The sequence below is a fragment of the Salinicoccus siamensis genome, from assembly GCF_055391965.1.
This window is the reverse complement of the sequence record NZ_AP043765.1, coordinates 2,132,454-2,154,509: the sequence shown is the minus strand read 5'-3', so window position 1 is coordinate 2,154,509 and position 22,056 is coordinate 2,132,454. Positions and strand designations below refer to the sequence as shown.

24 protein-coding genes and 2 riboswitches are annotated in these 22,056 nt (G+C 41.8%); of the genes, 15 read left to right on the top strand and 9 right to left on the bottom strand.

The window, feature by feature from the left end:
• Nucleotides 1-64: 64 nt before the first annotated feature.
• From ACZ5LF_RS11100 to ACZ5LF_RS11070, 7 genes are all read left to right on the top strand, one after another.
• A complete protein-coding gene (locus ACZ5LF_RS11100) occupies nucleotides 65-802 on the top strand; it encodes a methionine ABC transporter ATP-binding protein (RefSeq protein WP_380570085.1) in 738 nt (245 codons plus the stop codon).
• Nucleotides 795-1,478: a methionine ABC transporter permease gene (locus tag ACZ5LF_RS11095; RefSeq protein ID WP_380570086.1), complete on the top strand. Its 684-nt coding sequence runs from the start codon at nucleotides 795-797 to the stop codon at nucleotides 1,476-1,478. The genes ACZ5LF_RS11100 and ACZ5LF_RS11095 overlap by 8 nt, the downstream gene beginning before the upstream one ends.
• Before the next feature lie 24 nt (nucleotides 1,479-1,502).
• Complete coding sequence (locus ACZ5LF_RS11090) at nucleotides 1,503-2,345, top strand: MetQ/NlpA family ABC transporter substrate-binding protein (protein ID WP_380570087.1); 843 nt, start codon at nucleotides 1,503-1,505, stop codon at nucleotides 2,343-2,345.
• A gap of 164 nt (nucleotides 2,346-2,509) precedes the next feature.
• Entirely contained in the window at nucleotides 2,510-3,175 is a 666-nt protein-coding gene (locus tag ACZ5LF_RS11085; RefSeq protein ID WP_380570088.1) for an HAD family hydrolase, read from the top strand.
• A 68-nt stretch (nucleotides 3,176-3,243) separates the two neighbouring features.
• Nucleotides 3,244-3,573: a hypothetical protein gene (locus ACZ5LF_RS11080; protein ID WP_380570089.1), complete on the top strand. Its 330-nt coding sequence runs from the start codon at nucleotides 3,244-3,246 to the stop codon at nucleotides 3,571-3,573.
• A 442-nt stretch (nucleotides 3,574-4,015) separates the two neighbouring features.
• Nucleotides 4,016-5,524 (top strand): malate dehydrogenase (quinone), encoded by a 1,509-nt coding sequence (gene mqo, locus ACZ5LF_RS11075; RefSeq protein WP_380570090.1) that lies wholly within the window; start codon nucleotides 4,016-4,018, stop codon nucleotides 5,522-5,524.
• Nucleotides 5,525-5,709: 185 nt separating this feature from the next.
• Complete coding sequence (locus ACZ5LF_RS11070; protein ID WP_464759283.1) at nucleotides 5,710-5,868, top strand: pyrroline-5-carboxylate reductase dimerization domain-containing protein; 159 nt, start codon at nucleotides 5,710-5,712, stop codon at nucleotides 5,866-5,868.
• Nucleotides 5,869-5,978: 110 nt separating this feature from the next.
• On the opposite strand, the gene ACZ5LF_RS11065 is transcribed toward ACZ5LF_RS11070, so the two are convergent.
• Complete coding sequence (locus tag ACZ5LF_RS11065; RefSeq protein WP_380570091.1) at nucleotides 5,979-7,106, bottom strand: trans-sulfuration enzyme family protein; 1,128 nt, start codon at nucleotides 7,104-7,106, stop codon at nucleotides 5,979-5,981.
• Between the two features lie 364 nt (nucleotides 7,107-7,470).
• Here ACZ5LF_RS11065 and ACZ5LF_RS11060 point away from each other — a divergent pair, with 364 nt between their 5' ends.
• From ACZ5LF_RS11060 to ACZ5LF_RS11045, 4 genes are all read left to right on the top strand, one after another.
• Nucleotides 7,471-8,223 (top strand): hypothetical protein, encoded by a 753-nt coding sequence (locus ACZ5LF_RS11060; protein ID WP_380570092.1) that lies wholly within the window; start codon nucleotides 7,471-7,473, stop codon nucleotides 8,221-8,223.
• A 25-nt stretch (nucleotides 8,224-8,248) separates the two neighbouring features.
• Nucleotides 8,249-9,073: an SDR family NAD(P)-dependent oxidoreductase gene (locus ACZ5LF_RS11055; protein WP_380570093.1), complete on the top strand. Its 825-nt coding sequence runs from the start codon at nucleotides 8,249-8,251 to the stop codon at nucleotides 9,071-9,073.
• Between the two features lie 80 nt (nucleotides 9,074-9,153).
• Nucleotides 9,154-9,783, top strand: coding sequence for a hypothetical protein (locus tag ACZ5LF_RS11050; RefSeq protein ID WP_380570094.1), 630 nt, complete (start codon nucleotides 9,154-9,156; stop codon nucleotides 9,781-9,783).
• The gene (locus ACZ5LF_RS11045; protein WP_380570095.1) at nucleotides 9,770-10,315 is read left to right on the top strand and encodes a redoxin domain-containing protein; all 546 of its coding nucleotides are present in this window, start codon (nucleotides 9,770-9,772) and stop codon (nucleotides 10,313-10,315) included. Before ACZ5LF_RS11050 ends, ACZ5LF_RS11045 begins: the two co-directional genes overlap by 14 nt.
• A 202-nt stretch (nucleotides 10,316-10,517) precedes the next feature.
• Here the strand turns inward: ACZ5LF_RS11045 and ACZ5LF_RS11040 are convergent, their stop codons facing one another.
• From ACZ5LF_RS11040 to ACZ5LF_RS11015, 6 genes are all read right to left on the bottom strand, one after another.
• Nucleotides 10,518-11,297, bottom strand: coding sequence for a sulfite exporter TauE/SafE family protein (locus tag ACZ5LF_RS11040; protein ID WP_380570123.1), 780 nt, complete (start codon nucleotides 11,295-11,297; stop codon nucleotides 10,518-10,520).
• A complete protein-coding gene (locus ACZ5LF_RS11035; RefSeq protein WP_380570096.1) occupies nucleotides 11,297-12,658 on the bottom strand; it encodes a rhodanese-like domain-containing protein in 1,362 nt (453 codons plus the stop codon). The genes ACZ5LF_RS11040 and ACZ5LF_RS11035 overlap by 1 nt, the downstream gene beginning before the upstream one ends.
• 50 nt (nucleotides 12,659-12,708) lie before the next feature.
• Nucleotides 12,709-13,806: a DsrE/DsrF/DrsH-like family protein gene (locus ACZ5LF_RS11030; protein ID WP_380570097.1), complete on the bottom strand. Its 1,098-nt coding sequence runs from the start codon at nucleotides 13,804-13,806 to the stop codon at nucleotides 12,709-12,711.
• A 113-nt stretch (nucleotides 13,807-13,919) separates the two neighbouring features.
• A complete protein-coding gene (locus ACZ5LF_RS11025) occupies nucleotides 13,920-14,162 on the bottom strand; it encodes a metal-sensitive transcriptional regulator (RefSeq protein WP_380570124.1) in 243 nt (80 codons plus the stop codon).
• A gap of 202 nt (nucleotides 14,163-14,364) precedes the next feature.
• Nucleotides 14,365-15,363 carry an ornithine carbamoyltransferase gene (argF, locus tag ACZ5LF_RS11020; RefSeq protein ID WP_380570125.1) on the bottom strand — a complete coding sequence of 333 codons (999 nt, stop codon included), beginning with the start codon at nucleotides 15,361-15,363 and terminating at the stop codon, nucleotides 14,365-14,367.
• A gap of 233 nt (nucleotides 15,364-15,596) precedes the next feature.
• The gene (locus ACZ5LF_RS11015; RefSeq protein WP_380570098.1) at nucleotides 15,597-16,439 is read right to left on the bottom strand and encodes a prephenate dehydrogenase; all 843 of its coding nucleotides are present in this window, start codon (nucleotides 16,437-16,439) and stop codon (nucleotides 15,597-15,599) included.
• A 409-nt stretch (nucleotides 16,440-16,848) separates the two neighbouring features.
• Between ACZ5LF_RS11015 and aroF the strand changes: the two genes are divergently transcribed.
• Both aroF and ACZ5LF_RS11005 read left to right on the top strand, forming a co-directional pair.
• Nucleotides 16,849-17,886 (top strand): 3-deoxy-7-phosphoheptulonate synthase, encoded by a 1,038-nt coding sequence (aroF, locus tag ACZ5LF_RS11010; protein ID WP_380570099.1) that lies wholly within the window; start codon nucleotides 16,849-16,851, stop codon nucleotides 17,884-17,886.
• Nucleotides 17,887-17,905: 19 nt separating this feature from the next.
• Complete coding sequence (locus ACZ5LF_RS11005) at nucleotides 17,906-18,199, top strand: chorismate mutase (protein ID WP_380570100.1); 294 nt, start codon at nucleotides 17,906-17,908, stop codon at nucleotides 18,197-18,199.
• 57 nt (nucleotides 18,200-18,256) lie between these two features.
• Here the strand turns inward: ACZ5LF_RS11005 and ACZ5LF_RS11000 are convergent, their stop codons facing one another.
• Nucleotides 18,257-19,132 (bottom strand): homoserine O-succinyltransferase, encoded by an 876-nt coding sequence (locus ACZ5LF_RS11000; protein WP_380570101.1) that lies wholly within the window; start codon nucleotides 19,130-19,132, stop codon nucleotides 18,257-18,259.
• Nucleotides 19,133-19,174: 42 nt separating this feature from the next.
• Nucleotides 19,175-20,452: an O-acetylhomoserine aminocarboxypropyltransferase/cysteine synthase family protein gene (locus ACZ5LF_RS10995; protein WP_380570102.1), complete on the bottom strand. Its 1,278-nt coding sequence runs from the start codon at nucleotides 20,450-20,452 to the stop codon at nucleotides 19,175-19,177.
• A 70-nt stretch (nucleotides 20,453-20,522) separates the two neighbouring features.
• Nucleotides 20,523-20,618: riboswitch (SAM riboswitch) on the bottom strand.
• A gap of 123 nt (nucleotides 20,619-20,741) precedes the next feature.
• Between ACZ5LF_RS10995 and ACZ5LF_RS10990 the strand changes: the two genes are divergently transcribed.
• Together ACZ5LF_RS10990 and ACZ5LF_RS10985 are read left to right on the top strand one after the other, a co-directional pair.
• The gene (locus ACZ5LF_RS10990; RefSeq protein WP_380570103.1) at nucleotides 20,742-21,488 is read left to right on the top strand and encodes an alpha/beta hydrolase; all 747 of its coding nucleotides are present in this window, start codon (nucleotides 20,742-20,744) and stop codon (nucleotides 21,486-21,488) included.
• Between the two features lie 92 nt (nucleotides 21,489-21,580).
• Nucleotides 21,581-21,675, top strand: a riboswitch (guanidine-I (ykkC/yxkD leader).
• Between the two features lie 45 nt (nucleotides 21,676-21,720).
• Nucleotides 21,721-22,056 (top strand): DMT family transporter, encoded by a 336-nt coding sequence (locus ACZ5LF_RS10985; protein ID WP_380570104.1) that lies wholly within the window; start codon nucleotides 21,721-21,723, stop codon nucleotides 22,054-22,056.

Below are 22,056 nucleotides of genomic sequence, written 5' to 3'. Positions count from 1 at the left end.
ATTAGATCATGAAGACAACGTTATATCGGCGATGTTTAGGAGAATCAATCAGGAGGCTTGAGAAATGATCGAGATCGAAACTGTTTCAAAATCCTTTACAGGGAGAGAGGGTACATTCAAGGCGGTCGATGCCGTGACTTTGAAGATTGCGGCGCGCGAAGTGTTTGGCATAATCGGAGAGAGTGGCGCTGGAAAGTCGACATTGATGCGCTTCATCAATGCTTTGGAAATACCAGACGAGGGGTCAGTCAAGATGGAAGGGGTCGATGTAGGTCGCTTGAAAGGAAAGGCGCTGAGAGATCATCAAAAAGATATCGGTATGATCTTTCAACATTTCAATCTATTAGGCAACAAGACGGTTGAGGAAAATGTACGGTTGCCCTTGACGCTCCATAATTATAAGCAGTCTCTATCGCTCGAAGAGGTGCTCGATTTTGTCGGTTTGGCTGACAAACGTAAAAATTATCCAGCGGAACTTTCAGGAGGGGAGAAACAACGCGTTGGTATCGCTCGTGCCCTAATCACTCGTCCCAAAGTGCTTCTCTGTGATGAACCGACTTCTGCGCTGGATGAGAATACTACATACGAAATAGTTGATGTGTTGAGAAAAGCCCAGAGGGAGTATGATATGACAATCATCGTGGTGACCCATGAATTGCATGTTATAAAAGCGTTATGCCATAGGGCAGCAGTCTTGGAAAAAGGAAAACTAATCGATACGGTAGAAGTAGTGAACAAAACGCGTGAGAGAAACATCAAATCATACCATGAACGGATATTGGAAGTGTTGAAGAATGAATGAATTCAACCGGTATATCGAGAGACTTATTGAGTATGCACCAAAGCTGGCTGTTAGCCTGTATGAGACTGGCATCATGATGGGTTTTGCGATGGCCGCAGCCATACTATTAGGCTTACCGCTTGGGACGCTACTATTCCTCTCCGCCAAAGGGAATCCCCTAGAGAACAGGTACATACAGCAACTGTCCAATGTGTTTATAAATATCATACGCTCGTTCCCTTTCCTGTTGCTCGTAGTTGTCATGCAGCCTTTAATTCGTGGAGTATACGGAAGGGCTACTGGAGATCCAATTGCAGCATCATTTCCAATGATGTTAATTGCTATAGCATTATATGCACGTTTCGTCGAACAGTCTCTGCATGATGTACCAAAAGGTGTCATGGAAACAGCAGAATCGATGGGTGCATCCACTCCACAACTCGTATGGAAATTCATCTACGTAGAGGCAAGGAGTTCATTGCTGATTGGCTTTACTACGGCATTTGTCAGCTTTATCTCCTACTCTACGATTATGGGAGTCGTAGGGGGTGGCGGTATTGGTGATTTTGCCATAAGATATGGTTATCAGCGATATGAGACCGACATCATGTATACGTCTATAGTAATCATAGTTATTTTCGTCATCATGGTGCAATGGCTTGGCATGTATACCGCAAAAAGATTGGATAAGAGATGAATCATATAAAAGGAGAGATATATCATGTTTAAAAAAAGTATTTTATTGGGTAGCTTAGCTTTGATTCTAGCTGGATGTAGTGATGGGGGAAGCGGTACTGAAGACTCGGCAGATGGTGGGAAATCGGAAGAAGAGAAGGTAGTGAAGGTCGCCTCACACCTGCCTCCAATGACTGATGTAGTCGAGATTGCTGGAGAAGCGATTGAAGAACCGTATAAAATAGAGTTGGTTGAGGTGTCTGATAACATCCAATATAATGAGGCCCTGCTGAATGAAGAAGTTGATGCCAATTTTGCCCAGCATACGCCATTCATGGAAAATTTCAATGAGGAGAGGGATGGCGATCTGGTGGCGTTACAACCCATTTATAACGCCATTGTGGGCTTCTATTCGCCGACCTATGACTCCATCGATGAACTTGAAGAAGGTGCAGAAGTTGCAATTCCTTCTGACGGTACGAACGAAGCACGTGCCCTGATGATCCTCGACCAGCATGACATCATTGGCTTGGCAGATGGGGCAGAACATACCGCCACCGTCGATGATATTGAAGAGAACCCAAAAAATCTAGAATTTACCCATATAGATCTGCTCAATCTTACAGGAGCATATGAAGATGGCGTGGAACTGGTCTTCAATTATCCAACTTATATAGCGAGTATCGATTTGACTACAGAAGATGCAATATTGCTTGAGGAAGATGAGAATGATACGTTTGCAATTCAGTTTGTAGCAAGGGAAGATAATAAGGATACAGAAGCAATTCAGGCAGCGAAGAAAGCATTCACCTCACAGGAAGTATATGACTTTTTGGATGATTTGAGTGAGGAAGGGCATTTGGAACCGGCATTTGAACCAGGTGAATAGTAGGATTGATCATTCGTCAACATAATATGTGTCATATGAGATATCATAAGCTTAAAAGTATGGAAAATTATGAGTGTTTCACACGAAACATGTGAGGACAGGAAAAGTGCCTCATATGTTAAAATACATTATAGGTAATGACTCCAGGAGAAAGGAAATTTCAGATGAAAGTTGCCCTTTTTGATTTTGATGGTACTTTGTATCCATACGAAACTTTTAATATACTTATGGAACGCTTGAAAACTCATCCCCAATTCAAAAAAAACCATAGGCGTTTCATTAGTGCATTCGCACCTGTATATATCGGCTATAAACTGAAACTCGTCAAAAAACATACAATGCAGCATAAAGCCATGGAATACTATCTGAGGTCCTTTAAGAGGAATTCGAGAAAAGAGATTGAATCTTTCTTTAGAGACGTAGCGGATGATATGGTCGGAGATTTGAGAATGCCACTTTTGGCTAAGATGCGGCAGCTGAAACAGGATAATTATTATATCATGCTTATATCAGGAGCCTTCAAACCTTTGCTGGAATCTGTGTTCAAGGGTTTTGATATAGATTGTGTAATAGGCTCTCAAGTTAATTATAGTGGCGAACATCTGGATTCGAAGTCCAAGTTTGAACGTGTCTATGCTGAACGCAAAATTGATATCATCAAAAAACACTTCGCAGATAAAAAAGTGGATTGGCAGAACAGCGAAGCATACAGTGACAGTTACGCAGACTTGCAAATGCTTGAATTGGTAGGGAACCCAGTAGCTGTAAAGCCCGATCCGAGATTACTTGCAGTAGCGACACGCAAGGGTTGGAAAGTTCATCAAGATTAACTTGAATTATTCGAATGTCGAACAGATGAGGTTATATCATCATAAATTCTTTCAAGGAGTGAAAGTCAATGAGACTGACAGAAATAAACGAGGATGAATTGTATCCTACGGAAAAATTCGGACCGCATGTCGAAGGTACGCTCATTTATAAAGTGGGGGGGCAGACCCAGTTCAAGGGTGCCTATATAACGACCAACGAGCGGATGATCATGAATGTGGATATGAATGGAGAAAGCTATAGAAGGGTCTTCAGCTATAATGATATTGTAAGAGCCACTTCTGAGAAAGATACTCTGTTCATAGAGTTTCCAGAAGGAATGGGTAAAATAGCCATGGTAGATGTCGTTGAAGGGGACATCCACACATTTGTGGAATATGTTAATGAAAAAGTGTCTTGACTGATAAGGGCTTCCTAGGAAATAACCTCCTAGGCGTCTTTATTTTTTATTCTTTTCTTTTATCTTGTCATACACGAAACGTGCTGCCATGATAAGAAAATATATGAAAATACCCCCAGCCGCATTTTGTATATCTGTAATCAGAATGAGGAAAGCAAAAAGAAGAAGAGGCAGAAAAACATATATGAATTTAAAAGCCATGATAACAGCTCCAAAAGTATGTCATAAATATAAATTGTATGTCATATATAACCCCCCCCCCTTTTATATGGCTTATAAAAGGAGTATAATCAATATATGATGAATAGTGAATTTACAATTGCATTTTAGTATATCATCTTTGCTCAAGTGGGTACCCCTAGACACGGGAGATGGATGATTGAAATGATGTTATCGTTTTAACAACAATATTATTGATATTGATAAGGAGCTTAGAGATATTATGAACAGTGTAATGAACAAGAGTGATGTCATTATGATCGGCGGCGGCATCATGAGTGCGACTTTGGGTACACTTCTTAAAGAAGTGAAACCTGAATGGAACATGAAAGTTTTCGAAAAATTAGATGCTCTTGCGCAAGAAAGTTCCGATCCCTGGAATAATGCTGGCACAGGACACTCAGCGCTTTGTGAACTCAACTACACTCCTGAGCAGGCGGATGGATCGCTTGATATATCAAAGGCAGTACATATCAACGAACAGTTTCAGATTTCCAAACAGTTCTGGGCTCATCTTGTAGAAAAAGGAGACCTGGAGAGGCCTCAAGACTTTATAATGCCGGTGCCCCATCTCAGTTTTGTCGAAGGCGAGAAAAATGTTGAATTTCTCAAAAAACGGGTCGAAGCGCTTTCTGAAAATCCACTTTTTGAAGGAATGGAAATTGCTGACGATGGGGAAACGTTGAAAGAGTGGCTACCATTGATGATGGAAGGGCGTAATTTTGATAAACCTGTTGCTGCTACAAGAATCAAATCAGGTACTGATGTCAATTTCGGCAATTTGACTAGAAAGTTGTTTGAAAATCTTGAGGAGAAAAATGTATCTATGCATACAAGACATGAAGTCATAGATCTCCGTAGGACAAAAGGTGGAGAATGGCAAGTTAAGGTGAAAAATCTTGATACTGGTAAAGTAGAGTATCATACATCGAAATTTGTCTTTATTGGAGCAGGCGGAGGCAGTCTGCCACTTCTTCAGAAGACAGGCATTCCAGAGTCTAAAAACATTGGCGGCTTCCCGGTGAGTGGTATTTTCATGGTATGTCAAAATCCTGAGATTGTGGAGAAGCATGAAGCGAAAGTATATGGTAAAGCGAAAGTCGGCGCTCCACCAATGTCAGTACCACATCTTGATACGAGGCACATACATGGTAAAAGGTCATTATTGTTTGGGCCTTTCGCAGGTTTTTCACCTAAATTCCTGAAAACTGGTTCTTATTTTGATCTTATTGGTTCTGTTAAACCAAACAATGTGTTGACCATGCTGTCAGCAGGCGCTAAGGAGATGGGCTTGACCAAATACCTTGTTGAACAAGTGTTGCAGTCAAGTGAAGAACGGATGAAGGATTTGAGGGAGTTCATACCTACAGCCAAGAGCGAAGATTGGGATATCGTAGTGGCAGGGCAACGTGTTCAGGTTATAAAGGATACAGAAAAAGGTGGCAAGGGGACACTTCAATTTGGTACAGAAGTCATAACTGCTGAAGATGGTTCCATCGCAGCCCTTCTTGGAGCATCTCCAGGTGCGTCAGTATCCGTAGATGTGATGTTGGATATCATGAAAAGGTGTTTCCCCGAAGAATATCCGAATTGGGAAGACAAAATCAAAAGTATGATACCTTCCTATGGCATGAAACTTGCTGAACATCCGGACAAGTACAAAGAAATACATGATGACGTTTCAGAGAGATTAAATCTTAAATCCCAAGAGGATGGCGCCCTCTTAAGTTGATGGAGTCGGATAGGCAGACCGGTATATTTACGGTCTGCTTATTTGTATTGCATAGCGATACATTGTTATAACACATAGCAATATATTGTAACGCCAACAACTAAAAAGAACTATCAATCGTAGCCTATTAAAGGTCAAAAGGAACATATATCAACAAAAAAATTGGACTTATCGGAGCTGGAAAGATGGTGATAGATACTGAATTGCACCCGGGAGTGCTGAAAGATCAGATTACGACGTCTGGTGGTTCAACGATACAAGGTGTCATGAAATTGGAAAGCCTTGGTTTCAGGGATAGCATCATTCAGTCAATGGAAGAAATAAATAAAGCCAACAATAAATAGAATACAATGGATGAGAAAATGGTGAAGTATGCTCACACACAAAAACGCCTCTATTGTTGATTTTCAAAAATCAGACATAGAGGTCTTTTTATTGTTGGTGATAGTCATTTCTAGATTGTTTCAAGGGCAGCTTGAAGGTCAGTTATCAGATCATCTGAATTTTCAATGCCTACAGATAATCTGAACAAGCCATCGGTGATTTCTTTTTCTCTCTGCTCTGATTCCGATAAATCTTTATGGCTGGAAGTTTTAGGATGAGACAATATAGTTTCTACTCCCCCAAGACTTACCGAAATCAATGGAATTTTGAGATGATCGGCGAATTTTTGTGCCTGGTCTTCATTCTTCAATTTGAAGCTGATTACTGCCCCTGCGTGATTGGCCTGACTCATATGCACCGCATTGTCTGATGGATAATATACTTTTTCGATTTTTGGATGAGCAGTGAGGAACCGGTGGATCTTTTCAGTGTTACTAATGGATTGTTCCCATCGTATGCCCAACGTTTTCAAGTGTTGGTTCAATGTCCAACAATCGTATGTGCCAAGTGCAAGTCCCATGACGACTTGAAGTTCTTTAAGAAGCATACTTATGTCATCATCGTTTACAATGACTGCTCCGGCAATCAAGTCACTGTGTCCACTTAAAAACTTGGTTGCACTATGGATGACTATATCAGCACTCAAATCCAGAGGGTTTTGTCCTAATGGTGTCATAAAAGTGTTATCGACCAGTGTTTTAATATTATTAGCAGAAGCGAATTGGGTAATTGCTTTTATATTTGTCACTTTAAGCGTTGGATTTGACGGGGTTTCAATATAAATTGCTTTAGTGTTTGCGTTGACCGCATCAGTTACATTATTTATATTGGTCTGATCCACTTCAGTAAAACTCAACCCAAACCGTTTTAAAATAGTTTTCACCAATTGGTATGTGCCACCGTACATATCAGCAGGCATTATAATATGATCGCCCGGTGAAAATGTCATCAAAGCGGCACTTATTGCTGACATCCCAGAGTTGAATGCATAGGCGTATCTCCCATTTTCTAGTTCGGCAAGTTTTTCTTCAAGTTTATCCCTATTCGGATTGCCATGCCTTACATAAAGGTAGCCATCCTCTGCGTTGAGGTCAGGTCTGAGAAAGGCAGTTGAATAATACAAAGGTTGGTTTGCGGTGCTATAATCCAATCCCCGTTTATTATCTACGATCATTTCAGTTTCTTTTCTGTAGCCCATATAGTACTCCTTTGCAGATAAAATTTAAATTCTGATACGCTCTCGTGACACTAGAATCAAAATATATATACAGTATAATGCCAATCAACACAGTATGAAAATAGAAAGCCTGAAGTTTAAAAACAATTAAGAGCAATTTTTCAAAAGGATCACCAACGTTATTAAAAATCATCACTAAACTTAATTATAATGCTATTATAACGCCTTTAAAAACCTGCATTTAGGGTTTTTCAAATAATAAACAACGTATGTAGCACTATCGTTATTGAAACGGTACGGCGAAATATGGTATTGTTATTGACATAAGGTGTCAAAATCATTTTGATTTTCAGCCATACTGACATTATATTAGGGAGAAGATATCATGAAAGAATTAAACCAGGCGATATTTTATACGACTGCACAAGTTAAGGACAAAGTGGAACTCTCGGATCAGAACGTCCGTAAGTATGTCAGATTACTGGAAGACCGGAACTATGAAGTTGCCAAAGACGAGCATAATAGAAGATTATTTTCGCAGAATGATATTGCTGTCCTGCAAGAGTTCATCAAGACAGCTAAAAAACCAGGATATACACTTGAAACAGCTGCTGATGAAATAATTTCGCAAGTATCGGATATCGTCACTGAAAAAGAGAACAACATGCCTGCCAGCGTCACTAATAATGACATCAATCATATGCTGGGAATTGTCATGGAAAAGTTGGAAACCATGCAGCAGGAAAATAGGGACCTTAAGAACAATGTACATAGATTGGTAGAGCGGTTAGATGAGTACGGTACACAACCACAAACGCTCTCATTGAATTATAATGACGAAAATAATTCCTACGAAAACCAGGGTACTGCTACATCAATTGAGGAGCACCAAGATTATGAGGATATTGAAGTGGATGAGAACCTTGAAAAAAAGGAAGAAGGATCTTCTGATACGTATGTAGCAGTTGATAATGATACTCAAACGCCAGCTTCGGATGCCTCTCCGAACATAGATATGAACCAGTACAGCAACCATGAAGTACATGGACAATCAGCGGAAAGCCGCTCTGAAAATGAACAGAGAGAAGAAAAAGGTGGGTATTTAAATAAATTATTTAATATATTCAAAGGTAAATAACGTTTAGTGGGTTAGGAGACCAGCTGTGAAGAAGATAATTTGGATTACAGGCGCTTCGAGTGGTTTTGGAATGGCAACTGCTTTGAAGCTATTAAAGAAGACGGAGCATATAATCTGTGTAAGCGCACGACGTGTTCATCTATTGGACATCCTTGTTAAGGAAGGCGCGCTTGCCTTTCCTATGGACGTCGGCAATCCAGAGGAAATTAAAGAGACCCATCAGATGATAGAAAAGAAGGTTGGTATCGTGGATGCAGTTCTAGTAAATGCTGGATACGGTATCTATGGGCCTATAGAGGCTGTGCCCGGGAGTGAAATGAGGAGACAGTTTGAAGTGAATGTGTTCGGTGCGGTAGAAACCATCCGGGCAGTCTTGCCTTCGATGCGTCAGCGTAGAAAAGGCAGAATCGTTATAACCAGTTCTTCTGCAGCGCATATTTCGAGTGCTGGCATGGGCTACTATGCCGCAACTAAGCACAGTATAAAAGCAATAGGCACTGCGCTCAGGCAGGAAGTGAAAAATTTGGGTGTTGAGGTTGTGATGGTAGAACCTGGAGTCGTGAAAACATCGTTTGGAGAAACTGCCTTTAACCGGAATCATATGGAAGATGGAGGGGCGGACTATAGTGAACAGATGGAGAACATGAAAGCATTTATGATGAGAGCTTTCAACCGTGCGCCGGAGATGACGAAAACGCGGGATATAATGTATGATGCATTATTAAACAGCCGTGTTAAATCTGTATATAGGACAACGCGTGGATCGCTCTCACTTAACTTAGCCGGTAAACTGCTCTCTGCAAATATTTACGACAATATAGTGGGATTTGGGGTCAGGAAATTGAAATGAGGCAATGTACTTTATTCACCGGTTATTTCATGGGATGATTGAAATCGTCTTGATAAATCATAAAGAATTGGGTTGATGGTATGATCGAATCATTTAATGTTGGCACAATATCAATACCGGGGATATATATTGTACTTCTATTGAGCCTGCTGGTCAGCTACCTGATGTTGTGGGAAGCTGAGTATAAGAAGGAACTGTTCAATGAATGGGTAAATGCACTTATAATTGTCTTTCTAGTCCATAAAGGAACCTATATATTGTTCAGCTGGAGTGAGTTCCTCGATAACCCATTGGGCATCTTCTATTTTGATGGTGGGCCCTTTGGTCTTCTTATAGCTATGGTGGCTGCTTTCATATACATGTTCTATACGATGAAGACATTATTTCATGCAGAAGCATATGCTATATTCATCGTTGCCTTCTATACCTTCTATGGTCTTCTTGAACTTCGGGCTTTCGGCCAATGGCATTACATTTTCCTGACCGTGATGTCACTTGCTGTGCTTATTTTCATATATTTCAAATGGAAGCATATAAGAATCATATTAATTTCTGCCATAACGTTACTCGTACTGCAGTTGATCATGCGTTTCTTTATCTATAACGGTGCTGAAATATTCAGCCTCAGCCTGCTGCAATGGCTCATCGTCCTAAGTATCCTTTATCTTTCTCTTACTGTGAATAGAGGAGGAGAAGATGAAGAAATATAGACATTATATTATCGTTGCGATAATTTTAAGTGCGCTCTTTTTTACCATCTATCAAGCTATTACAGAAGACGCACGTGTCAGCAAATCTTTGGAGTCGGATCCGGAAACAGGGCTTGATATAGGATCTAAAGCCCCTGATTTTACATTGCAGGGTTATGATGGCGAAGCGATCTCGCTTAATGCCATAGATAAGCCTGTAATGCTTAATTTTTGGGCTTCCTGGTGCCCACCTTGTAAAGCGGAAATGCCGCATATGAAGAATTTCTATGAGAAGAACAAGGATGAGGTTGAAATCGTAGCTGTGAACATGATGCATCAGGAAAGCAGTGAGCAAGATATGATGAAGTTTTATAAAGAATATGGATTAAACTTTCCTGTACCAATTGATGAAGATGGGATGGTGAGCACCACCTATCAGGTTGTGTCGATTCCGACGTCGTATTTCATAGACTCGGAAGGAATTATAGTATCTAAATACACGGGACCTATGACAGAAACATCAATTTCAGAAACATTTAAACGAATTAAGTAATCAGCTACCACAGTTTTTATCTGGGACAATATAACGCCAAATGTATTATTCAACAAGCAGCTTGCTTACCAGACCGACTATATCGCTTCCTGAATTCATCGTGCGTATAACTGCTTTAGCGCTGATATAACATCAATATAACACTACCAATAATACAATAAATCAGAAAAGATAAAAGGTCTGCCTTATTAGGCAGACCTTTTTACATAACCACTTCTGTCCAAATTTTGATTGCTGTACCTAGAATGATCAGGGCCAGAATCCATTGCAGGACTTTAGTATTCATATTCTGTCCGGCTTTTGCTCCTAGCGGTGCTGCAAGAAGACTAGCAACAATCATAATGACCGTAGGGCCGTAGAGCACCTGGTCGGTAACGACTTTACCTATAGTAGCACCAATCGAAGAAATGAATGTCACTGCTAGACTGGTGGCTATGGTGACCCGTGTGGGTATTTTAAGGACAATCAACATTATAGGTACCAGTATAAATGCTCCAGCTGCACCTACAATGCCAGCCGCCGCACCGGTTATCAAAGCCAGGCCAGCGGCCAGTGGACCATTAAACTGAAGGTCATCTCCTGGGCTGAAGGGAGCCTCCTTCTTTGGAAGGAACATCATGACAACGGCTATAGTTGCTAAGATAGCGTAGACGATATCAATCTGGGTTTCTGTAAGGAACTCAGAACCATATCCACCTATCAGACTACCAATCAGGATGGCGCCCCCCATATATGCGATTAATCTCATGTTAAGGTAGCCACTGCTTTTATAAGCCCACACTCCTGCTATTGTTGCAAAGAACACCTGAACGGCACTTACACCTGCAACTTCATGGGAAGTGAAAGTCGTCACCCCCAACAAAGGGGGGATATACAGCAGCATAGGATATTTGATGATGGATCCCCCGATTCCAACCATACCTGATATGAAGGAACCGATGAATCCAATCAGAAATATCACTATGATGAAAGATATATCCATCACTTCATCGCTTCTTTGATGCCGGCGTAGCCTTTTTCTATATTCACTACGTTTTCAAAACCGCGCGCTTTCAATGCGCTCATAGCGATTGCTGAACGTACACCTGATTGACAATGCACATAGATTGGCTCGTCGGTATTGAACGGCACTTCTTTTTCTTCGAGGTGGCCGAAGTGAACATGGTGTGCATTTTCCAAATGACCGCCCTCATATTCTGAAGTCGAACGGACATCAAGAACATTTTTATCCTTATAGTTTTCGGCAAACGCCTCAGGAGATATATTATCGTAGGAGTCATCGGAATATTTATCAGCTTTATCTTCAGGCACAATCAGTTTCAAGTCATCAAAACCGATGGATGCTAGATCTTTCTGTAACGCCTTGCTGTCTTCAGGGTTTGCGATAACGGTCATTGGCTGATCAAAATCGACATACCATCCTGCGAACTGTAGGAATTTATCATTGTAGGGAATATTTATGGCTCCTTTTTTAAAGCCTTTTTTAAACGCTTCCTTACTTCTGAGATCGAACACTTGACCAGGCAGTTCATCAGGTGTGCCTATTTCCACATCTTTCACTTTAAACTCTGGAAGACCTTCTTTGTTGACTTTCTTCATTTGTCCAAAATAGCTAGGTGGTTCGGGCTGGTCGCTCGTCAATTCCTTGATGAAATCCTCTTTGTCCTCATAATCGAATACCCAGTTATTCTTCCGCTCATATCCGAGAGTGGACAAGGGGACTGCGCCCAATGATTTACCGCATGCACTGCCCGCGCCATGGCCAGGCCATACTTGCATGAAATCTGGGAAGTCATTCAATTTTTTAAGGGAATCGAACATTGCGTTGGCACCCTCTTCAGTAGTGCCTTCCATGTCTGCTGCTTCTTCCAATAGGTCAGGACGGCCGATGTCACCAACGAATAGGAAGTCGCCAGTAAATATGCCCATTGGTTCTTCACTGCCGGCACCACGGTCCGTCAGTATAAATGAAATACTTTCTGGTGTATGCCCAGGGGTATGCATTACTTTCAGTTCTACATTGCCTACATTGATGATATCCCCATCTTTTACATATACAGTATCGGCAGGCATATCCTCGTACTTCCAATCTTCACCGCCCGCGTCGGATACATATGCAGTGGCATTGAACCTTTTCGCAGCGTCACGTAGACCAGAAGCAAAGTCAGCATGAATGTGGGTTTCAGCTACATGTGTAATGTTGAATCCCTCTGCGTTTGCAACTTCTTCATATTCATCAACGACGCGTTTTGGATCGATGATCATAGCCTCTTTTGTTCTTTGGCAAGCTACCATATAGGATGTCTGTGCAAGTTTCTTGTCGAAGAATTGTTTAAAGAACATTAATGTACACTCCTTGAATTGATTGTTTTAAATGCATCGTATACTCCTAATCAGATGAACAGGTTCAAGTTTCCATTCTCGGCATCGCCAAGATAGGTGCCTACTCCACCGAAATTAACATTGGGAAGCAGTTCGTCTTCCTCTATTGCCATTATATCCATACTCATTGTACATGCTACCATTTTGACGCCGAGTCTATCTGCTTTGTCTATCATTTCGGTGAGTGCATCGACGCGTTTCTTTTTCATGACGTGCTGGATCATCTTGGAACCGAGTCCGAATAGATTCATGTTGGATATCGGGAGTTTAGAGGCTGATTTCGGCATCATCATGCTGAAAGCTTTATCGAGTCCCGTCTTTTTCTTTCTTGGGGCATTCGGGTCCTTGATGACGTTTAGTCCCCAGAACGTGAAGAACATCGTGACATCTTTACCCATGCTTTTGGCACCTGTGGCGATGATGAAGGAGGCCAATGCTTTATCGAGGTCTCCACTGAATACGACCATAGTGGCCCCATCTTTAGTTTCAACCATCTGATGCCCTTCAGAAGCAGTTTTATCTTCGGAATCATTCTTCTGAAGTACTACTACCACTTTTTCGCCGACCTTTTCGTTTTTAAGGATAAAGTGTCCCTTTTTACGCGCCCAAGCTTCAACATCGGTACAGAAACCGAAATCAGTTACGGTCATTTCCATCTGTTGACCATCTTCTAATCCATCCATAACTTCATTTACCCTGAGAAGTGGACCCGGACATTGTAGGCCACTTGCTTCTATTTTGACCCTGTCGGGATCGATGGTGAGATTTTTCCCTGAAGTCTGGTCAACAGCAGTCGTTTCATCAGCGCTGTCATACTTTCCATTATACTGGCTGTAACCTTCTTCAAGGTTGATTGAATCAAAACCATTGCGCTTCAAGATATCTGTTGCATCAGCACCACGCTTGCCTCTTTGGCAATATACGTGGATTCTCTGATTTTTAGGAAGCTCGTCCAAGCGCGATTCCAATTCATTTACTGAAATGTTATCGGCGTTGGCGATATGCCCCATCTCATACTCGAAGGGTTCCCTTACATCGAGCAGATATTCATTTTTTTCAACTAATTGATCTGCATCATTAATATGATACTTTGTAGCCGTGTTGCTCATAATTACTGATCATCCTTTCGCTTTTAAATACCTATAGGGGTATAATAACAAGTAAGTTGGGAGTTGTCAAATACCCGACAGGGTATATTTTAGGGGAATAAAAACAGATGAAATCATCTGCTCTTATTCAGGAGCTCTACTGCTTCCTTAACAAGATCATCTGTATTTTCATCTGGATCATTCATCGTTTCTTTTACGCATTGAACGAGATTATCACTGACAATAACATTCATAGTACGGTTTAAGGCACTTTTTGCAGCACTCAATTGCGTGACTACATCCTTACAGTCTTTGCCTTCTTCCATCATTTTTAAAGCACCATTAATCTGTCCTTGCAAGCGATGTATACGATTCATGACAGCTTTATCATAAACTTTCTTTTCCTGGATTGAAGTCAAACCATCACCTTCTTAATTAATTATATATATATTATAGGTACTATAACCAGATCTGTCAAATACCCCTGTAGGTATAAAGGAGGGTGACTTCACAAGGTCAGGTGTGCGCGTCAAGTGGGAAAACTGGATAAAATAAAGAAGCGGTGAAATAACCGCTTCTTCAGTATACGTCGCCGCATGTCGCTGCCAGCAGTGCTTTAATCGTGTGCATGCGATTCTCTGCCTGCTGAAACACTTTTGAATAAGGACTCCTGAAAACTTCATCAGTGACTTCATAACCATCCATCCCAAATTTGTCGAAAACAGTGCGCCCCATGTCCGTTTTTGTATCGTGTATGGCCGGGAGGCAATGAAGAAATATGGTATGGGCTTTGCCTGTCATATCAATCAATGACTGATTTACCTGATAAGGGTGGAGCAGGGTGTATCGTTCCTCAAGAGCATCTTCTTCCCCCATGGAGCACCAGACATCTGTATAGATGATATCACTGCCATATACACCCTCTTCAATATTTTCAGTGACCAATATGCTGCTTCCAGAGTCTTCCTTGATTTCACAGGCTAGTTTCTGAATACTGATGCTCGGCTGCAGTGCTTTTGGCGCTACTATATTGATATTCACCCCGAGTATCGCGCCCGTTATAAGAAGGGAATGTGAGATGTTGTTTCGACCGTCTCCAACAAATGTTACGGTCTTCCCATGAAAGTCCCCTAAATGTTCTTTGATAGTCAGAAAATCGGCAAGCATCTGCGTAGGGTGCCACTCATTGGTGAGTGCATTCCATACAGGCACCCCCGCATGTTCTCCAAGTGATTCGACCGTTGCCTGATCAAACCCGCGATACACTATCCCGTCAAACATCGAACCTAGTACTTTTGCAGTGTCTTCTACAGACTCTTTAGCCCCAAGCTGAATATCATCCTTATTTAAATACTCCACTTGCGCGCCTAGTTTGCCGGCAGCTACTGTGAAGGCTGAGCGTGTACGCGTCGACTGCTTTTCGAAAATCATTGCGAGATGTTTGCCGCTCATGAAGCGGTGTGGAATACCGTGTTTTTCTTTAAGCTTCAGATGTTCAGCGAAATCAATGAGTAATTCCAGTTGTTCCTTTGAGAAGTCGCGCTCCTTTAAAAAGTTTCTATTGTGGAACTGTATGATTTCTAATTGTTTTGCCGTCCCAAGTAATCATCCCCTAATTAAAGTTATTAAGGTAATTATACATAAAATTGTATATTAATCAAATAAATATTTATTATATTGCATAATAATTAATTTATAGGCTGTGGGACGATAAATATATCTGTGTTGTTTCATGTTTCTACTTGAAGTGACTGATGAAAAAACCATGCATTGAATGCATGGCACTTAATCTTGTTATTCAGGGATGTGATTTAATTGTGCAGATCATGATACCTGCTTCGTGCTTCAATCATCATTTCTTTCATTGCATTGAAATCCTCATTTTCAATGGCATCTGATAAATGGTTTAGCTGATCTTTAAAGCGTTCTATATGCTCCATCAGGTAATCTTTATTCATCACAAAAAGTTCAGGCCAAAGCGCTTCATTAATGTTGGTGATGCGTGTCAAGTCCCGGTAGCTGTCGCCTGTATATCTTTTAGTTTCTCTTTTTGGGTCGTCGCTGTTGATGAGCGAGAGTGCTATGACATGTGCAAGTTGACTCGTGAAGCCGATGACTTCGTCATGGAATTCGGGCGTAATCAAGGAAACCTCCTTGAACCCCATCTGTTGAACCAGTTCTTTAATGGTGTTGATGTTCCTGCTGTGATTCCGTTCTGTAGGGGTTAGAAGGTAGTTTGCACCTTCAAAAACTTCAGCACTTGAAAAATGCAGGCCCCGATTCTCACGCCCAGCCATGGGATGCCCGAAGATGAAGTCGACTGTGGCCGGCAAAAGCGGCTCGATTTGGTTGATCAATGTCCGTTTAACGCCTGTTACATCGGTAATGATGGTATTCTCTTTCATGTAAGGGATGTATTTCTCGATCAGCGATTTTAGAATTCCAGGGTAGACTGAAAATATGATGAGATCTGCTTTTGGAATTATCTCTTCCGGGTTCTGATAGCCTTTAGAAATTATATTCTGTTGTTCTGCATAAAGGAGTGCCTCCTTATCGACATCAATACCGAACACCTCATGCTCCGGTGCATGTTTAGCCAGATTGAGCGCGAAAGACCCTCCGATGTTGCCAAGGCCGACGATGACTATGTTCATTGAATACCTCCATTTTAAATGTATTAAAGTAGTATAAGCGTAAAAGGGCTCCAAATCAATCCATATAATTCTGACAATTCTGTATTGACAAATAAATCATAGGTGGTTATAATTGCTCTCAACACATCTCAAAAGAGGCGATTATAATGGGACACATAAAACACCAACAACATAATCGATTTTATTTTAGCTATTTTTGATGCCGTTTGTACTCATCATTGCGTACAAACGTAAAACATATTCTGTTTGTATCAATGATGGCTAAAGCATTTTGTGATGTCTAGCCATTTATATAAAATAAGTGGCTAGAATTCGGCAATATAATTTTATTCAACTTGAACCGCCACTTATTTATATAAATAGGTGGCGGTTTTTTTATCAAGATTTTATCTAATGGGAGGTTGGCAATATGATCATTCATGTTGGACAAGGTGCAGAAGAAAGTGAGATACAGGAGCTTATACGTAATATAGAGGATGCAGGTTTCGGTGTGAATCGCTCTGACGGGAGAAACCGGACTGTTATCGGGCTGATCGGGGATACATCCAATGTTACAGAAAATGATTTCGCGAAATATAGGATTGTGGATGGTGTCCATCGTATACAGGCTCCATACAAAAAAGCCAATAGGCTGTTTCACGAAGATGACAGTGTCATTGATATAGATGGTGTGAAGGTAGGTGCAGAGAATTTCATGGTCTGTGCCGGCCCATGTTCCGTTGAACATGAAGATGACATGGTGGCACTCGCACAAAAGCTTAAAGCAGCTGGTGCAAACACATTCCGAGGCGGAGCGTTCAAGCCAAGAACCTCGCCATACGCATTCCAAGGGCTTGGTCTCGAAGGATTGAGGATCCTCGACGTTGTAAAGAAGGAAACCGGCTTGCCGATCGTCTCTGAACTCATGTCTACAGAATACATCGATGAATTTGTAGATACGGTGGACGTTATACAGATAGGGGCGCGGAATATGCAGAATTTCGACCTTCTCAAAGCAGTAGGTGAGACCGATAAACCTATATTGTTGAAGAGAGGAATGTCGGCAACGATGAAGGAGTGGTTGATGTCTGCAGAATATGTCATGGCCGGCGGCAATGACAATGTCATTTTCTGCGAGCGGGGAATCCGGACTTTTGAAACGGCCACGCGCAACACTTTGGATATTCAGGCAGTGCCAGTCATGCAGAAAGAATCCCATCTACCAATCATTGTTGACCCTAGCCACGCTGCGGGCGTCAGACATGTCATCCCTTCAATGGCAAAAGCAGCTGTCATGGCAGGTGCCAATGGGCTGCAGATAGAAGTCCATGAAGAACCTGAGAATGCATGGAGTGACGGCCAGCAGTGTTTGACGCCTGATGAATTCGGTGACTTGATGCAATCGATAAATATGCTGCTCGACATCGAAAAGAAAACAGCTGATAATCAACAAGTTATCCAACAATAGGATAAAGGAGGGGAACGCCATGAACACTCATGGAAAGTTGAGAGGGAAAATTGATGAGATAGATACAGAAATGATCGCTCTGTTTGAAGCACGTATGGAAGTTGCAGAGGAAATAGCAGAATGTAAAATTGCACAAGGCATACCAGTGTTTGATGGCACACGTGAAGAAGAAGTGATATGCAGGAATGTAAATAAACTTCAGGATGATGCCTTGAAAGAATACGCCGACTCATTTTTCAAACATCTCATGGCGCTCTCCAGAAAAAAACAACAGGAAAATTTTGAAACAAGTAAAATCTCCCATGAAATATAAAACACATTACGTAGAAAGCCTCTGAAACTGGATCCAGTTTCAGAGGCTTTTCCGTTATTATTCCTCAAGTCGTGTGAGGTCGTAATAGGTATTTTGGTATGTTTCATTGATCCAATTATTGAAAAGGAGATGGGCATGGCTCTTCCAGGAGAACACAGGTCTGGAATCAGAGTCGTCCTCGATGAAATAATTGGAGGGTGGCAGAATTTTTCCACCCGTGCGCAAATCTCTTTCATATTCCTCTTCTAAAGTGGTGCGGCCATATTCCAGATGACCGAGGACGAAGAGATCACGCTGGTCATCAGTACACATTATGTCCGGGCCGAAGCGGTCATGGCTAGTCAATACCTCAAGCCCCTCTGTATGCTGAACCGCCCTATAATCTATTTGGGCATGCCTAGATTGAGGGACTCGGTAGACATCATCGAACCCTCTCAGTAAGGGATGGTACGGTTTGATGTTATCATAGTCGAATACACCAAATATTTTGGCTGAAAGCACAAACTTCTGGATGCCAAAATAATGGTTCAATGCGAATTGGGCTCCCCAACAGATGAAGAATCTTGAGAATACATGGGTTTCAGACCACTTCATTATATCGCGCAATTCGTCTATATAATCCACTTCGTGAAAATCCAGTTTTTCGACTGGCGCGCCAGTCACAATCATGCCGTCATACTGTCTGTCAGTTATTTCCCCGAATGTGTGATAATACTTCTGAAGGTGGCTGGTGGGTGTGTTCTTACTGATATGGCTGTTCATATGCATGAAATCCACATCGACCTGCAGTGGTGTATTGCCCAAGAGACGGAGAAGCTGTAACTCCGTCTCTTCTTTTTTAGGCATCAGATTCAGAATAAGAATGCGTAGCGGGCGAATATCTTGAGTATGTGCACGATGCTCTTCTATCGTATAGACATTTTCATTGTGCAAGTGTTACTTGACAGGTAGGCCTTCAATTATTTTTATCGGCATTTAAATCGCATCCAAAGCTTTTTCGAGGTCACCAATGATATCATCGATGTGTTCCAAGCCTATAGATACGCGGATGGCCTCAGGTCTCACTCCGCCTTTCAACTGTTCAGATTCGTCGAGCTGCGAGTGTGTCGTAGAGGCGGGATGGATCACCAGGGACTTTGCATCACCGACATTAGCGAGTAAGGAAAAGAGCTCCAAAGATTCAATGAAACATTTTCCGGCTTCATACCCGCCCGCCACCCCGAAAGTAAATATGGCGGAGGCGCCTTTTGGAAGATATTTTTTCTGCAGAGCGTTATATTTACTGGACTTAAGGCCCACATAATCCACCCATTGTACTTTTTCGTGATCTTCGAGATATTCTGCTACGGCTTTTGCATTTTCAACATGTCTTTCCATCCTTAAAGATAATGTTTCGATGCCCTGCACCAGTAAAAATGCATTGAAAGGAGATATCGCAGCACCTGTATCGCGTAATAATGTAGTTCGAAGTTTGAACACGTAAGCGGCCGGACCGAATGCCTCGGTAAAAACAAGCCCATGGTAAGAGTCATCGGGTTCAGTAAGACCTGGGAATTTGCCGTTGTTCCAATTGAAATTCCCACCGTCCACAATCACGCCGCCTATGGAAGTGCCATGCCCGCCGAGGAATTTGGTGGCAGAATGGACAACAACATTAGCTCCGTGCTCAAGTGGACGGCAAAGGTAAGGTGTGGCAAATGTGTTATCGACAATGAGAGGAATACCATGAGTTGAAGCAATCTCAGCCAATGCTTCAATATCCTCTATATTGCCCTCAGGATTGCCAATTGTTTCAATGAATATCGCTTTTGTATTATGTTTAATTTTACGTGAAACGTTATCAATATCCTTTGTGTCAACAAAACTTGTCTCGATGCCGAATTTCTTGAAGGTATGGTTGAATAGCGTATGTGTGCCTCCATACAGGCTGGTCGTTGAAATGATATGGTCTCCGTTACCAGCGACACCTTGGATGGCATAGTTGATTGCAGCCATGCCTGATGCGACAGCCAAACCCCCAACCCCGCCTTCAAGATCCGAGACCCGTGTTTCAAGTGCTGCAGTCGTAGGGTTCATGATGCGCGTATATATGTTGCCGGCATCCTGAAGACCGAATAGTTCGGCCGCGTGCTTAGTGTCATCGAATACATAAGAAGTGGTCTGATAGATTGGGAGCGCGCGTGATTTGGTGTCCGTATCTACTTCCTGGCCTGCATGCAACTGTTTTGTTTCAAATCGATAGTGTTTCGACATTTCCATACCTCCAGATAATATATTAAAATTAAAAAAGAGTCTGCCCAAAGATAAAGGGAGACTCTTGAGTCGCTCATCTTTCAGGACATGCCTGTGGGATTTAGCACCTTACCTAAAAGGTTGCCGGGCTTCATAGGGCCAATCCCTCCACCGCTCTTGATAAGTGAATATTGAATTAAGAGCTATAATACTATAGGGAACATTTAATTGTCAAATATTTTAAAAAATTTTAAGGATGTTTGGCAAAGTATCTAATAAGGAAAATGAAACAACGAAAAGGGGAATGAGCATGAAGATTGTCAAACCTGCTCCGATATATCATGAAGGTGGTTATAGGGCGATCATCCTATTGCATTCTTTTACGGGTACAGTAAGGGATGTGAAGAACTTGGCAGAACATTTGAAGGATGAAGGCTACACAATATCGGCACCCAGTCTGGCAGGACATGGTACGGGTCCTGATGCAATGGCAAAGGTGGGCCCTCAAGATTGGTGGCAGGATGTAGAAGAAGCTTACGATGACCTCAAGAAAAACGGTCATGACGAAATTGCGGTTGCTGGGGTCTCTCTTGGAGGGCTCCTTTCCTTGAAAGCGGGCGAGGAGCTTGAAGGTATAAAAGGAATAGTGGCGATGTCGGTACCTATGGATAAGGATAATGATGGCATCAATAAAAGAATGATAAATTACACGCGCAATTTCATGAAGTTCGTTGGGCATTCAGATGAAGAGATAGAAGAAAAGGTTAAGGAAATCAAAGAAGCGCCTATGGAGGGCCTAAAAGATTTCAAAACAATGATTGATGAAGTACATGGGCGGTTATCGGAAATCGATGTGCCCGTAGCGGTAAAATACGGTGAGAGAGATGCTGAGTCATATAGGGATAGTGCGCTGCAGATTTTTGATGAATTGCAGATCGAAGAAAAACATGTCAAAGGATATTCAGATACAAGCCATCTCATGACACGTAGCCGGGAAGAGGAAACACTTTTTGAAGATATTACCAGATTTGTGGACGGTCTCTCGTGGAAGCGCTAAAGATGTAGACGATGTAGCTACAGTGTGAATGACTCCAAAGATTGTGTGCTTGAGAATCTCTAGAAAACCAGTTAAACTTTATAGTAAATTCATATAAAGCCATCTAGGGTTCCGCCATCCAATGGGACTGGTCCGAGAGATGGCGCATGAGCGGATCATGACACGGAGGGACAAAAGCCTGGGAGAGAAATCTATTCTCTCCCAGGCTTTTTTACGGATTAGGAGGAAAATGATGAGTATACAATGGATAAAAGTATTTATTGCGAGTGCTTTTGAAGTAGGGTGGGTGATTGGTTTGACCCACTCAACCTCATGGTATCATTGGCTGTTTACAGGCATTGCGATTTTTGTCAGTTTCTACTTGATGATTAATGCAGGAGAATATCTACCTGTAGGTACAGTCTATGCAGTTTTCGTAGGACTGGGTGCATTTGGGACTGTACTCTCTGAAATCATCTTGTTTGGCGCGCCCTTTTTACCATTGAAGATCACTTTGATTTCATTGATATTGGTGGGCGTAATAGGCTTGAAGATAGTAACAGATGACAAGGAAAGGCAGGGGGAGTAG